This is a genomic window from Mesorhizobium sp. B1-1-6 (genome assembly GCF_006443035.1).
Taxonomy (GTDB): Bacteria; Pseudomonadota; Alphaproteobacteria; order Rhizobiales; family Rhizobiaceae; genus Mesorhizobium.
Map to the genome: position 1 here is coordinate 68,127 of NZ_VFWR01000004.1, position 13,399 is coordinate 81,525.

Genomic DNA, 13,399 nt, shown 5'->3' on the forward strand with positions numbered 1-13,399 from the left:
TAGCAGTGCGGGTGGGTTTGGCAAGGCGGTGGTGGGGCAGGTTCTTCCTTCTCCCCTTGTGGGGTCCGAAGGACGGGGCGAGATCCGTGGCTCGCCCCAGGGCGGTGGATCAGTGCCCAGCGCCGAGACGGTTGAGGGGGTGGGTGACGGCGTGCCGTCATTGCCAAGCTGGAGCACCACTCATCCGACCTCGCTCCGCGAGGCCACCTTCTCCTACAACAAGGGGAGAAGGGAAGGGCGTGCGCAAGGCTACGTCACTTCCTCGGAATGGCTGATATCCACACCATATTCCGCCGCCGCATCGAGCATCGTGTGCCACAGGCTCTCGGCAAAGGTCGCGAAGACCAGAACGTTGAACACCGCCTGTCCGTCCGCCCGATCATTCCCACGCCAGAGCGTGACGCTGGTGTGATCCATCGAGGTTGCGGCGGCAGAGCCGACCGCGAACACACCGGCATGCAGATCGAGCGATGAAAGCTTGGCCAACATCGCCCGCGCCTTGTCACCGGAGATGCTGATCAGCGCCCGCGCATGCGACTGGTCAGACAGCGAAGCCGATCCGGCAAGCAGAGGAGCAAGCGCCTTCATCCCGTGCTTGCCACTCTTCGACAGCACGAAAAACTGATCCGGCCCGGACCAGATCAGCGTGGCATCCGCAATCCGCGCCGCCTTGGGCGCATCCGGACCGGCAATGCCGAAACACGCCGTCGCAGCCCTGGCCAGGTCACCCGCCTTGCCGCGGCGTGCCATCACTTGCACGAGGTCGAAATTGCGGATCTCGGTCAGCGAAACGCCGGCATCGCCCTGCGCGCCATGCGGACCGACGACCAGCGTGCGGTCGAGAGGGCTGCGCGCATCCCAGGTAAATTCAGCCACGCTGGCGCCCTCCATCCGGATCGTAGAAGACGGGATTGCACAGTTCGACATCATACTCCTCTGCGCGCAGCGGATCGTGCGCGCGCACGGTCTCGCCGATACGCTCGCGACCACATTCCACGAGAGCAAGCCCGATCCATTGATCCGATGTCGGCGAGAAGCAGACTGAGGTGACATAGCCCTGGTCGTTATCAGGTCCGGGCGTCTGGCCCTTCGGAACGATGTGCGCGCCGGAGCGCAGCCGCCGCGCCTTGTCGGTCGGCTTGATGCCGACGACGACCTGCCGGTCCGGCGCGACCAGCGCCTCGCGCCCGGCCATGATGCGGCCCACAAAATCCTTCTTGGTCGACATCATCTTGCCCAGGCCGAGGTCGGCGGCCGTGGTCGTGCCGTTCAGTTCCGGTCCGGCGACATGGCCCTTTTCGATGCGCATGACGCCAAGAGCCTCGGTGCCGTATGGCGTCACGCCGAACGGCTTGCCGGCCAGCATCAGATTGCGCACGAGCGCCTCGCCATAGCGCGCCGGCACCGAAATTTCGAACGCCATTTCGCCGGAGAAAGAGATGCGGAACAGCCGTGCCTTGATGCCGCCGCGCAGCGCGACTTCGCGTGCACCCATGAAGGGGAAGCCCTCGTTCGACAGATCCTCTGTCGGGTCGACGATCTCCTTCAGCAGATCACGCGTCTTCGGCCCGGCGATCGAGAATTGCGCCCACTGGTCGGAGACCGAGGTCAGTTGCACGTCCAATTCGGGAAACAGCACCTGCCGGCAGAATTCGAGATGCTGCATCACCAGCCCGGCCTTGGCGGTGGTGGTGGTGAGGAAATAATGATCCTCGGCCAGCCGCGAGGTCGTGCCGTCGTCGTAGACGAACCCGTCTTCGCGCAGCATCAGCCCGTAGCGCGCCTTGCCGACGGCGAGGCTGGAGAAGGTGTTGATGTAGACGCGGTCGAGGAAGGCGCCGGCATCGGGGCCGTGCACGTCGATCTTGCCGAGCGTCGAGACATCGCAGAAGCCGACGCCGGAACGCACCGTCTTGACCTCGCGTGTGACGGATTCCAGCCAGTCCTTCTCGTCCGTGCGCGGATACCATTGCGCGCGCTTCCACAGGCCGGTGTCGACGAAGACGGCACCCTGTTCGACGGCCCAGTGATGCGAAGGCGTCAGCCTTGTGGCGTGGAAAGTCTCGTCGCGGTGATGGCCGGCAAAGGCGCCGATCGCGACCGGCACATAGGGCGGGCGGTAGATCGTGGTGCCGGTTTCGGGAATGGACTTGCCCGACACCGCGGCCATGATGGCAAGGCCGGCGACGTTGGAGGTCTTGCCCTGGTCGGTCGCCATGCCGAGCGTGGTGTAGCGCTTCAGATGCTCGACCGACTCGAAGCCCTCGCGCTGCGCCAGTTCGATGTCGGAAGCAGTGACATCGTGCTGCTGGTCGACGAACGCCTTGCCCTTGCCGGCGACATGCCAGAGCGGCGTCAACGAGAACGCCTCGTCATCGGCGATCGGCGCTGTGCCGGCCTTGCCGCTGCGCCCGGCGTCGAGCGCGGCCGCCGCGCCTGCTGCAAACCCTCCCGCCAGGCAGGCGCCGAGACCGAACGAGCCATTGGCTGCACCGGCGGCGACTATGCCGGGAGGCGCTCCGTCGGGCACGAAGGCGGCGATGTCGTCGCGCCATTTCGGCCGGCCGCGATGATAGGAGGTGAGCCCGACCGCCGGGTTCCAGCCGCCGGAGACGGCAAGCCCGTCCGCTTCCACTTCGGCTCGCGCGCCGCCGGTGAGAGAGACGGAGATTTTCCTCACACCGTCCTTGCCGCCGTCCGCACGGCTGACGGCGCCATGCAGCACCGGGAAGCCGCTCTTCGAGGCGAGCGAACGATGGGCGGGCGAGACGTCAGGCCGTGCGTCGATGACCGCCGCAATCTGCAAGCCTGCGCCGAGTACTGTCTCGACCGTGCGCCAGCCATCCTCATTGTTGGTGAACAGCGCGATGCGTTTTGCCGGCGCGGCGGCATAGCGCGCGACATAGGTCCGCATGGCCGAAGCCATCATCACGCCGGGCGTATCGTTGCCGGCAAAGACGACCGGCCGCTCGAGGGCGCCGGCCGCGACGACGCAACGCCTGGACACGATGCGCCACATGCGCTGGCGCACCTGGTGCTCGGGCGGCGAGGGCAGATGGTCGTTGACCCGCTCGATCGCGCCATAGGTGCCGCCATCGTAGACGCCGAACAGCGTCGTGCGGGTCATGATGCGGACATCGGGCATTGCCTCGAGTTCCGCCAGGGTTCGCGACAGCCACTCGGCTGCCGGCAGCCCGTCGATCGTGCCGCCATCCGAGAGCAGGCGGCCGCCGGGAATAAAATCCTCTTCGCACAGGATGACGCGGGCGCCGGAGCGGCCGGCGGCAAGGGCCGCCGCAAGCCCGGTCGGGCCGGAGCCGGCGATCAGCACGTCGCAATGCGCCCAGGCCTTGTCATAGTGGTCGGGATCGGCAACGCCGGCGGCGCGGCCGAGGCCTGCGGCGCGGCGGATCGCCGGCTCGTAGATCGCCTCCCAGAATTTGGCCGGCCACATGAAGGTCTTGTAGTAGAAGCCGGCGACGAAGATCGGCGCGAAGAGCTGGTTGACCGACATCACGTCGAAATGGAGCGACGGCCAGCGGTTCTGGCTGGCGGCCTCGAGCCCTTCATAGAGCTCGGCGGTCGTGGCCTTGGTGTTCGGCTCGCGGCGTGCGCCGGTGCGCAGTTCGACCAGCGCGTTGGGCTCTTCCGAGCCGGCGGTCAGAATGCCGCGCGGACGGTGGTATTTGAACGAGCGGCCGACCAGCTTGACGCCGTTGGCGATCAGCGCCGACGCCAGCGTGTCGCCCTCGAAGCCGAAGAACGTCTTGCCATCGAAGCGGAAGCTCAGCGGTGACGAACGATCGACGAGGCCGCCAGTGGAGAGACGATTGGACTGGGAGGAAATCACGATGCAGCCCCATGCACTGGCGTCGCGCTGCCCCTCATCGCCCTGCCGCTTCTTACCCTCCCCCTGGTGGGGAGGGTCGCTGCGAAGCAGCGGGGTGGGGGGGCGGCGCCGACCCCCACCCGGACTTGCGGTCCGACCTCCCCACAAGGGGGAGGTAAAGACGTACCGGCCCTCACCGCGGCGCTGAGCTGGACAGAAAAATTCATTTCGCAACCTGCCTCGCCCCGGCGCCCGCCGCCGGCTCCACGGCCGAAATTTCGTGCGTCAGCGTGTTGCGGGTGACCTTCAGCCACGCTCGGCAGCCGCCGCCGTGATACCAATTCTCGTCCATCACGCCGGCGACATTGTCGCGCAGGTAAACGTAGTCGAAGACGTCGTCCTCCGAAGCGCCAGCCTCCGGACGCATCGGCTTGGCGTCGCCGAGATAGGTGAACTCGCCGAGGTCGCGTTCGCCGCAGAAGGGACAGGTGATGCGCATGGCAGGGCCTTCAGTGCAGGTTCGGTTGGGCGCCCTGGCCCTTTTCGTCTATCATCGCACCAGACCGGAACCGGTCGAGGCGAAAGCGGGCGGCCTCCTTGTGGGACTGGTCGCGGGCCAGCAGGTGGGCAAAGACGAGGCCTGAGCCCGGCGTCGCCTTGAAGCCGCCATAGCACCAGCCGGCATTGAGGTAGAGCCCGTCGACCGGCGTCTTGTCGATGATCGGCGAGCCGTCCATCGACATGTCCATGATGCCGCCCCACTGGCGCAGCAGGCGCACACGGCCGATCATCGGCATCAGCGCCATGCCGCCTTCGCAGACGTCTTCCATCACAGGCAGGTTGCCGCGCTGGGCGTAGGAATTGTAGCCGTCTATGTCGCCGCCGAAGACCAGGCCACCCTTGTCCGACTGGCTGACGTAGAAATGGCCGGCGCCGAACGTCATCACATTGGGGATGAGCGGCTTGATCGCCTCGGAGACGAAGGCCTGCAGCACATGGCTTTCGATCGGCAGGCGCAGGCCCGCCATCGCGGCGACGCGCGAGGAGGAGCCCGCGACGGCCATGCCGACTTTCCCGGCGCCGATCTTGCCGCGCGAGGTCTCGACGCCGGTCACCTTGCCGTTGGCGTCGCGCACGAAGCCCGTCACTTCGCAATTCTGGATGATGTCGACGCCGAGCGCGCTCGCCGCATGGGCGTAGCCCCAGACCACCGCGTCGTGCCGCGCCGTGCCGCCGCGCCGCTGCAAGAGCCCGCCTTGCACGGGAAAGCGCGCATTGTCGAAATTCAGGAACGGCATCATCTTCTTGACCGCGGCAAGGTCGAGCAATTCGGCATCGATGCCGTTGATGCGCATCGTGTTGCCGCGCCGCGCATAGGCGTCGCGCTGCGCGTCGGAGTGATAGAGGTTTATGACGCCGCGCTGGCTGACCATCGTGTTGTAGTTGAGGTCCTGCTCCATCCGCTCCCACAGCTTCATCGATAATTCGTAGAAGCCGGTGTTGCCGGGCAGGCCGTAATTGGAACGGATGATGGTGGTGTTACGGCCGGCATTGCCGGAGCCGATCCAGCCCTTTTCAAGTACGGCGACATTCCTGATGCCGTACTCGCTGGCGAGGAACCAGGCGGTGGCCAGGCCATGGCCGCCGCCGCCGATGATCACCACGTCGTAGCGGTCCTTCGGGCTGGCGTCGCGCCAGGTGCGCTGCCAGTTCTTGTGGCCGGAGAAGGCGGCGCGGGCGAGCGAGAAGATCGAATATTTCATACGTTCATTCCGAGGTCGCTCGCACGCTGCGCCGGTCAGATGTCCAGCGTGTGGTCGCGCTCCCATTGCGTGAAGTGCGAAGCATAGGAATTCCATTCCTGGTGCTTCAGCTTTAGATAAGCCGACGAGAATTCCTCACCCAGCGCCGTCTTGAGCGATTTGTCATTGTCGAATTCGCGCAACGCGTCGAGCAGGTTGAGCGGCAATTTCGGCGCGCCCTCCACCGTGTGACCGTGCTGGTACATATCGATGTCGTAGCGCCTGCCGGGGTCGGCCTTGGAGCGGATGCCGTCGAGGCCGGCGGCGATGATGACGGCTTGCAGCAGATAAGGGTTGGCCGCGCCATCAGGCAGCCGCAGCTCGAAACGGCCGGGGCCGGGCACGCGCACCATGTGGGTGCGGTTGTTGCCGGTCCAGGTCACCGTGTTTGGCGCCCAGGTGGCGCCTGAAATGGTGCGCGGGGCGTTGATGCGCTTGTAGGAGTTGACCGTCGGGTTGGTGATGGCGGCGAGAGCCGAGGCATGTTTCATGATGCCGCCAAGAAAGTTCTTGCCCTTGGCCGACAGGCCGAGCTCCATCGAATTGTCGGCAAAGACATTGGTCTTGCCTGTTTTGTCCCACACCGAGATGTGCGCATGGCAGCCATTGCCGGTCAGTCCCTGGAAGGGCTTGGGCATGAAGGTGGCGCGCAGGCCGTGCTTTTCCGCGATCGACTTGACCATGAACTTGAAGAAAGAATGCTTATCGGCGGTCGCCAGCGCATCGTCGAAGGCCCAGTTCATCTCGAACTGGCCGTTGGCATCCTCGTGGTCGTTCTGGTAGGCGCCCCAGCCGAGCGCCAGCATGTGGTCGCAGATCTCGGCGATGACGTCGTAGCGGCGCATCAACGCTTGCTGGTCGTAGCATGGTTTCGCCGCCGTATCATATTCGTCGGAGATCGTTTTGCCGTCGGGCGAGATCAGGAAGAATTCCGCCTCGACGCCGGTCTTGACATGCATGCCGTCGTTAGCGGCTTCCGCGATCAGTCGCTTAAGCGTGTTGCGCGGTGCCTGGTCGACCTCCTTGTCGTCCATGATGCAGTTGGCGGCGACCCAGGCGACGTCAGGCTTCCAGGGCAGCTGGATAACCGAATTCGGATCCGGCACCGCCAGCATGTCGGGATGTGCCGGCGTGAGGTCGAGCGAGGTAGCGAAACCGGCGAAGCCGGCGCCATCCTTCTGCATATCTGATATCGCCTGCGCCGGCACCAGCTTGGCGCGTTGCCCGCTGAACAGGTCGGTGTAGGAGATCATGAAATATTTGACGTTTTTCGCCCTTGCGAACTCTGCAAGATCAACTGTCACGGAAGTTCCCCATTTTTTGTCGATTGTTGGCCCTAGAGCATATGGCCTTCGGCCCTTTGTTGATCAGAAGCCGTTCTTCCCCGGTATCCAGTTGGTGCCGGCCAGCGGCACGCCGGCCATCGCGGCGGCCTCGATCGTGAGCGCGACGAGATCCTCGGGTTCGAGATTGTGCAGGCTGTTCTTGCCGCAAGCGCGGGCGATGGTCTGCGCCTCCAGCGTCATCACCTTGAGATAGTTCGCCAGCCGGCGGCCGGCGGCCACCGGATCGACCCGCTTCATCAGTTCGGGATCCTGCGTGGTGATGCCGGCCGGGTCGCGGCCCTCGTGCCAATCGTCATAGGCGCCTGATGTGGTGCCGAGCTCGTTGTACTCCGCCTCCCAGCGGGGATCGTTGTCGCCGAGCGCGACAAGGGCAGCCGTGCCGATGGAGACCGCGTCGACGCCGAGCGCCAGCGCCTTGGCGACATCGGCGCCGTTGCGGATGCCGCCCGAGACGATCAGCTGCACCTTGCGATGCATGCCGAGATCCTGCAGCGCCTGCACCGCCGGCCTGATGCAAGCGAGCGTCGGCTGGCCGACATTCTCGATGAACACTTCCTGCGTCGCCGCCGTGCCGCCCTGCATGCCGTCGACGACGACGACGTCGGCGCCGGCCTTCACCGCAAGCGCTGTGTCGTAATAGGGGCGGGCGCCGCCGACCTTGACGTAAATCGGCTTCTCCCAGTCGGTGATTTCGCGCAGTTCGAGAATCTTGATCTCGAGATCGTCCGGCCCGGTCCAGTCGGGATGGCGCGAGGCCGAGCGCTGGTCGATGCCCTTGGGCAGCGTGCGCATCTCGGCGACGCGATCGGAGATCTTCTGTCCGAGCAGCATGCCGCCGCCGCCGGGCTTGGCGCCCTGGCCGACGACGACCTCGATGGCATCGGCGCGCCGCAGGTCGCGCAGATTCATGCCATAGCGCGAGGGGAGATATTGGTAGACGAGTTGCTTGGAATGGCCGCGCTCTTCCTCGGTCATGCCGCCGTCGCCGGTCGTGGTCGAGGTGCCCGACAGCGTCGCGCCGCGCCCGAGCGCTTCCTTGGCCGGGCCCGACAGCGAGCCGAAGCTCATGCCAGCAACGGTGATCGGGATTTTCAGCTCGATCGGCTTCTTGGCATGGCGTGAGCCCAACACGACTGATGTGTCGCAGCGCTCGCGATAGCCTTCGAGCGGATAGCGCGAGATCGATGCGCCCAGGAACAGAAGGTCGTCGAAATGCGGCAGCTTGCGCTTGGCGCCGGCGCCCCGGATGTCATAGATGCCGGTGGCCGCGGCGCGGCGGATCTCGGAAAGCGTGTAGTCGTCGAAAGTCGCGGATTTGCGCGGCGTCGTCGGCGGGTTGCGATAGGTCATGCTGCCTCAATACGCGTCGGCGTTGTCGATATTGAAATTGTAGAGCGTGCGCGCCGAGCCGTAGCGCTTGAATTCAGACGGCTTGACACCGGTGACGCCGGCACGATCGAGCAGGCCCTGCAGCAGTTCCAGGTGTTCGGGCCGCATTTCCTTGGCGATGCAGTCGGCGCCCAGGCTGTCGACCTTGCCGCGCACGAACAGCCGTGCCTCGTAGATGGAATCGCCGAGCGCGTCGCCGGCATCGCCCAGCACCACCAGATTGCCGGACTGCGCCATGAAGGCCGACATATGGCCGATATTGCCGTGCACGACGATGTCGATGCCTTTCATCGAAATGCCGCACCGCGAGGACGCATTGCCCTCGATGACGAGCAGCCCGCCCTTGCCGGTGGCGCCGGCATACTGGCTGGCGTCGCCTTTGACTGTTATCGACCCCGACATCATGTTTTCGCCGACGCCGGGTCCCGCCGAACCATGCACGGTGATGGCACTGCCGGAATTCATGCCGCCACAGTAATAGCCGACGCTGCCGCGCACATCGATGCTGACCGGCTGGTCGACGCCGACGGCGACCGAATGGCTGCCCTTCGGGTTCAACACTTCCCAGGCGGTCTCGTTCGAGCCTGGCGTCAGATTGTGCAGTGCCTGGTTGAGCTCGCGCAACGACATCTGGTCCAGGTCGAACACCCGGGAGGCATGGTCGCTCGCCGCCGCGGTTGAAAGTTTTGTTGCCGGCATGAACTCAATGCTCCCAGAAATAGACGGTTGCGGGTTCCGGTTCCCAGACTCTCGCATTGTCTATGCCGGGCAGTTTGGTCAGCGCGCGATATTCCGAGCCGAAGGCGACATACTGGTCCGTTTCGGCCATCACGGCGGGCTTGCAGGCGATCGGGTCGCGCACCACGCCGAAGCCGTTCTTGGTGCCGACGACGAAGGTGAAGAAACCGTCGAGATCTGAGAGGGTGCCCTTCAGCGCCTCGCCGAGGTTCTTGCCATGCGCCATCTGGGAGGAGAGATAGGCGGCCGCCACTTCGGTGTCGTTCTCGGTCTCGAATTTCATGCCTTCGCGGACCAGTTCGCGGCGAACGTTGTTGTGGTTGGACAGCGAGCCATTGTGCACCAGGCACTGGTCGGCGCCGGTCGAGAACGGATGCGCGCCCATCGTTGTCACCGCCGATTCCGTCGCCATGCGGGTGTGCCCGATGCCATGCGTTCCGGTCATCCCACGGATGTCGAAGCGGTCGACCACAGCCCCGGGCAAGCCGACTTCCTTGTATATTTCCACGGCTTCGCCGGCACCCATGATGCGGATGTCGGGCCTGAGCGACTGGATGGTCTCACGCGCGGCATCGACCTTTTCGGGCGTGGTCCTGATGACGGCATGCGTCGATTTTACCATGACGCTCACCGGCACGCCGAGCGCCTTGGTGAGTTCGGCGTCCAGTCCACGGAAATCACGCTCCGGCCTCGGCGACTGGATGGTGATCTTGGCCTCGTTGCGGGACGGCGCGCCATAGATCGCGATGCCGGCGCTGTCGGGTCCGCGATCGCTGAGCGATACCAGCATCTGCGACAACATCGCACCGAGCTGCGGCTCCAGCGCTTTGTCCTTGAGGAAAAGTCCAACGATTCCGCACATGCCAGCCTCCAGACCCTTTGTAGCTAAAAATGATGTATCGAATGAGTTCGGGGAATTCAATTGGTATGAAAAAAATATTCCTCTCGTTACGCGTTGTGTTTTGTCCCATCCGGCGGCCCATCGCCTTGTCGGCGCATGGAATGGGCCCATTTGGCGGTCCGGATACGAGCCATCTTGTAGGCGTCGAGGATCGACAGCGCATAGATCAGGAAGCCGCCGGCGTGGCGGCCGACAAAGCTGGCGTCGGGCGGGGCGATCTTCGCCGTCACCCAGGCCAGGATGACCATGAAGAAAAGAAACTGCAGGCCGCGCGTCGGAACGCCCAGCATGACGTGGCCGCTGCCCGGCAGCAGGGTTGCCGCGCCCAGGACGATATATGGGCTGGTAGGTCCGGGCGAGGGGGTTGCGCCGGTCATGCCGCTTTCCGTTCGTTCCTGTTGATCGCGTCGCGCAGTCCCGAAAGGGATACGAGCAGCCGCGACATCAGCGCCGGGTCGATTTGCGCGTCACCGAAAGCGGCTTGCCGGAAGACACCGTAGCGGGCCCGCTCGGCTTCGGCCAGCAGCCAGACGATACGCACACCCTTTGGCGTGATCAGTAGCTCCTTGGCGCGTCCTTCTGAAAAGGGCTCCAGATGGTCGGCGATGATGTTTTGCGGGAAGCGCACGCCTCTGCGGTCCGTTCGAAGCACCGCCTCGGCGGGAAAGCCGGGCGCCTTCGGCAGCGTGTGGTCGAGATGGTCGAAATTGGAGAACGTCGTCGGCGAGCCCGGCCGCATCATCATGTCGAACGTGCCGGGCACGACTGTTTTCTCCGTTATCGATACGCTGAGCCAGCGCGCCGGCAGCTTTCTCGTCGCCAGCGTGTCGACGATGGTGCGCAGCTGCACGCGCTGGCCGTTCCACGAGCCTTCCCAGGTGATGACGCCGGCAGTACCGTCCGAGACATCTTCGGCGTCGGCAATGACGGCGCGGATGCTGGCCTGGTCGGCGGCGCGTGCCACGGCAGCCCTGTTGCGGCTGCGGCGTGCCAGCCAGGCAAAATGCAGGACGAGAGCCAGGACAGCCGCCCCGGCAAGCAGTGCTGACGTCACCTCGGACATTTCGTCATGCCAGGCCCGCCCAATTCGGACGGGCCTACTCCCATCAATAGCCCTGCGGTTTCGGCCACGGCATGGTGAACTGGTCGCCGCGCCGTACGAATTTGTAGCGGTAGAAATGGAACCACAGCGAGATCAGGAAATAGAACGCGACCATGGCGATGAGCTGCGAGCCGAAGCCGAGGAAGATGGCGAAGAAGGTCACCACGCACAGGCAGAACAAGACGATCGCCGGCAGCGGGTGGAAGGGATGCGTGTAGCCGCGGCGGATGGAGCCCAGCGGCCACTTCTTCCGGAACATCATGATGTTGATGCTCATGAACGTATATTGCAGCACGCCAGACAGGATCGAGAAAGTAATCGCCTGGTTGAGGTCGGCGATGAAGGCGAAGGCGAGCGCGATCGGCAGCAGGAACAGGATCGAGCGGTAGGGTGTGCGGTATCTCGGGTGCACCGCCGAGAACCAGCTCGGCAGGTAGCGATCGCGGCCGAGCGAGAACCAGGCGCGCGCCGCGTCGTTGATGCAGCCATTGGCGGACGCCAGTGCGGCAAGCAGCGTGGCGATGAACAGCAGGTTTTCCAGCAGCGGGTTGCCGGTCAGCTTGCCGGCGTCCCACAGCGGATAATAAGTGATGCCGAGATATTCCCAGGGCATCAGCGAGGCGCAGACATACCAGGTCATGGCGGCGGCGATCAGAAGCGTGATCATGCCGGCCATCGTGCCATAAGGCAGCGAGCGCGCGGGCGAGCGCACTTCCTCGGCCGCCTGCGTGGTGCCCTCGATGCCGAGATAGTACCAGATGCCGAACTGGAAAGCGGCGATGACGCCGATCCAGCCATAGGGCAGCGCGTTCTCTGGGGTGACCAACTCGTTGAGCTTGAGCACCGCGCCTTGCGTCCACGGGCTGACCGAGAAGAACAGGATGACGATGGAGATGTAGGCAATCGCGGTGATGACGAAGTTGACGTTGAGCGTCATCAGCACGCCGCGATAGTTGAGCCATGCCAGGACGACGATGGTGGCGGCGATGAAGGAGTTGTGGGTGAGGCCCTCGACGCCCGCCTTGGCGACGATCGTGTCGCCGAGCAGGATGGCGTCCGACACTTCGAGCATGGTGTAGGCAAAGACCAGGAACAGCGCGACGTTGAAGGCCATCAGCGGCCCGACGATGTGCTTGGCCTGCGCATATTGGCCGCCCGCGGCGGCGACCGTCGACGTCACTTCGGAATCGATCATGGCGACCGAGGTATAGAGCAGCCCGACGACCCAGCAGACGATCAGCGCGGCAAGCGCGCCGCCCTTGTCGGCGGAGAAATTCCAGCCGGTGAACTCGCCGACCAGGACGATGCCCACACCCAACGCCCAGACATGGGCCGGGCCAAGCACCCGAAGCAGCGAGACCCTGTCGCCATTTGTTGCCGAACCCGCAGTTTCAACCACGACCGTCATCGATCAATCCCCACTCAGATCCGGTGTTTTTCGGAAGCGGCTTCAAGTTCGCCTTCGCGCGAGGACGTCAGCACATCCTCGGAGTAGGTCGTATCGACCTTGAACCAATCGTAGAGCATCCACAGCGCAAGCACGATCGAGATGCCCCAGCATGCGTAAGAGAGCGCTATCCACATGGTCTTGTCCCCGGATTATTTCTCGTCGAACTTCTCGTTGATGACGTCGCGATATTCGCGGTCCGATGCCCGGAACAGGAACACGAAATAACCGATTAGCACGGCTGCCATGACAACAAGCGTCGGCCAGTCGATGATGTAGTGGAAACGGTTCTGGATTATGTCGTGCGCGGTCTCTGGCGTATAGCCGAGCCTTTCCCAGATCGACGCCATGGTCGGGTTCTGGCCGAGCGCCTCCCAGGTCTTGGCGTCGAGCGCGTCGATGGACTTGGCTGCTCCCGCCAATCCCAGTTTCAGCGGCAGCCACAGCGCCACGAAGATGGCGACCACGACGACGGCGATATCGAAGACCTGCCCGGCCTTGCTCTGTTGCGGCGGCGTGTAGCGGGACATGCTTCTCTCCCCCCTCAGGATTTGCGGTTGCGGTCGTAGTTCTTGATGTCGAGCCCGTAGATGAACTCCTTGTCCTCCTTGTAGTGGTTGACCATGGCCAGGATCGCCGCCGTGTTGAAGATCAGCACCGCGGCGGCGGCAATCGCGACGACGGCCTTGATGCCGTCATGCGGGATATGCGGCCATGTCATGAAGAGGACGAAGAGGATCGTCGCCCACAGGCAGATGATCAGGAGCGCGGATCCGCGCAAGTCGGAACGGTACAGCGCCTCGATGCGCTGCTGCAGGTCTGACATCGGTTTTCCCCTTTTTCGA

The 13,399-nt window shown here is 64.3% G+C and carries 14 protein-coding genes; all 14 read right to left on the minus strand.

Annotation, left to right across the window (positions count from 1 at the left end; translation table 11 throughout):
• Positions 1-249: 249 nt before the first annotated feature.
• The 14 genes from FJ979_RS09475 to FJ979_RS09540 all read right to left on the minus strand — a co-directional run bounded on the left by FJ979_RS09475 (position 250) and on the right by FJ979_RS09540 (position 13,380).
• Positions 250-876, minus strand: a complete 627-nt coding sequence (locus FJ979_RS09475) for a sarcosine oxidase subunit gamma family protein (protein WP_140564310.1) — start codon at positions 874-876, stop codon at positions 250-252.
• Positions 869-3,850, minus strand: coding sequence for a sarcosine oxidase subunit alpha (locus FJ979_RS09480; protein ID WP_140580704.1), 2,982 nt, complete (start codon positions 3,848-3,850; stop codon positions 869-871). Before FJ979_RS09480 ends, FJ979_RS09475 begins: the two co-directional genes overlap by 8 nt.
• A gap of 202 nt (positions 3,851-4,052) precedes the next feature.
• Positions 4,053-4,328, minus strand: a complete 276-nt coding sequence (locus FJ979_RS09485) for a sarcosine oxidase subunit delta (protein ID WP_140520863.1) — start codon at positions 4,326-4,328, stop codon at positions 4,053-4,055.
• Between the two features lie 10 nt (positions 4,329-4,338).
• On the minus strand, positions 4,339-5,592 hold the full coding sequence (locus FJ979_RS09490; protein WP_140497859.1) for a sarcosine oxidase subunit beta family protein: 1,254 nt from the start codon (positions 5,590-5,592) through the stop codon (positions 4,339-4,341).
• A 35-nt stretch (positions 5,593-5,627) separates the two neighbouring features.
• Positions 5,628-6,935: a type III glutamate--ammonia ligase gene (gene glnT, locus FJ979_RS09495; protein WP_140497861.1), complete on the minus strand. Its 1,308-nt coding sequence runs from the start codon at positions 6,933-6,935 to the stop codon at positions 5,628-5,630.
• A gap of 63 nt (positions 6,936-6,998) precedes the next feature.
• Positions 6,999-8,327, minus strand: coding sequence for an FMN-binding glutamate synthase family protein (locus FJ979_RS09500; protein ID WP_140514697.1), 1,329 nt, complete (start codon positions 8,325-8,327; stop codon positions 6,999-7,001).
• Positions 8,328-8,333: 6 nt separating this feature from the next.
• On the minus strand, positions 8,334-9,065 hold the full coding sequence (locus FJ979_RS09505; RefSeq protein WP_140551135.1) for a GXGXG domain-containing protein: 732 nt from the start codon (positions 9,063-9,065) through the stop codon (positions 8,334-8,336).
• A gap of 4 nt (positions 9,066-9,069) precedes the next feature.
• Entirely contained in the window at positions 9,070-9,966 is an 897-nt protein-coding gene (locus FJ979_RS09510; protein WP_140580705.1) for a glutamine amidotransferase family protein, read from the minus strand.
• An 86-nt stretch (positions 9,967-10,052) separates the two neighbouring features.
• Complete coding sequence (locus tag FJ979_RS09515) at positions 10,053-10,382, minus strand: hypothetical protein (RefSeq protein ID WP_140497867.1); 330 nt, start codon at positions 10,380-10,382, stop codon at positions 10,053-10,055.
• A complete protein-coding gene (locus tag FJ979_RS09520; RefSeq protein WP_181168565.1) occupies positions 10,379-11,068 on the minus strand; it encodes a hypothetical protein in 690 nt (229 codons plus the stop codon). Before FJ979_RS09520 ends, FJ979_RS09515 begins: the two co-directional genes overlap by 4 nt.
• Positions 11,069-11,111: 43 nt before the next feature.
• Entirely contained in the window at positions 11,112-12,515 is a 1,404-nt protein-coding gene (locus FJ979_RS09525) for an amino acid permease (protein WP_140497869.1), read from the minus strand.
• Positions 12,516-12,529: 14 nt separating this feature from the next.
• Entirely contained in the window at positions 12,530-12,691 is a 162-nt protein-coding gene (locus FJ979_RS09530; protein WP_140551131.1) for a hypothetical protein, read from the minus strand.
• Positions 12,692-12,706: 15 nt separating this feature from the next.
• On the minus strand, positions 12,707-13,084 hold the full coding sequence (locus FJ979_RS09535; RefSeq protein ID WP_140497873.1) for a hypothetical protein: 378 nt from the start codon (positions 13,082-13,084) through the stop codon (positions 12,707-12,709).
• 14 nt (positions 13,085-13,098) lie between these two features.
• Positions 13,099-13,380, minus strand: coding sequence for a hypothetical protein (locus FJ979_RS09540; protein WP_140497875.1), 282 nt, complete (start codon positions 13,378-13,380; stop codon positions 13,099-13,101).
• Between the last annotated feature and the right edge of the window lie 19 nt (positions 13,381-13,399).

Bases quoted from the DNA above. Each gene is read 5' to 3' on its own strand.
- FJ979_RS09505 (WP_140551135.1), bottom strand. From the start codon at position 9,065: ATGCCGGCAACAAAACTTTCAACCGCGGCGGCGAGCGACCATGCCTCC.
- FJ979_RS09540 (WP_140497875.1), bottom strand. From the start codon at position 13,380: ATGTCAGACCTGCAGCAGCGCATCGAGGCGCTGTACCGTTCCGACTTG.
- FJ979_RS09490 (WP_140497859.1), bottom strand. From the start codon at position 5,592: ATGAAATATTCGATCTTCTCGCTCGCCCGCGCCGCCTTCTCCGGCCAC.
- FJ979_RS09520 (WP_181168565.1), bottom strand. From the start codon at position 11,068: ATGTCCGAGGTGACGTCAGCACTGCTTGCCGGGGCGGCTGTCCTGGCT.
- FJ979_RS09500 (WP_140514697.1), bottom strand. From the start codon at position 8,327: ATGACCTATCGCAACCCGCCGACGACGCCGCGCAAATCCGCGACTTTC.
- FJ979_RS09530 (WP_140551131.1), bottom strand. From the start codon at position 12,691: ATGTGGATAGCGCTCTCTTACGCATGCTGGGGCATCTCGATCGTGCTT.
- FJ979_RS09535 (WP_140497873.1), bottom strand. From the start codon at position 13,084: ATGTCCCGCTACACGCCGCCGCAACAGAGCAAGGCCGGGCAGGTCTTC.
- FJ979_RS09515 (WP_140497867.1), bottom strand. From the start codon at position 10,382: ATGACCGGCGCAACCCCCTCGCCCGGACCTACCAGCCCATATATCGTC.
- FJ979_RS09485 (WP_140520863.1), bottom strand. From the start codon at position 4,328: ATGCGCATCACCTGTCCCTTCTGCGGCGAACGCGACCTCGGCGAGTTC.
- FJ979_RS09510 (WP_140580705.1), bottom strand. From the start codon at position 9,966: ATGTGCGGAATCGTTGGACTTTTCCTCAAGGACAAAGCGCTGGAGCCG.
- FJ979_RS09525 (WP_140497869.1), bottom strand. From the start codon at position 12,515: ATGACGGTCGTGGTTGAAACTGCGGGTTCGGCAACAAATGGCGACAGG.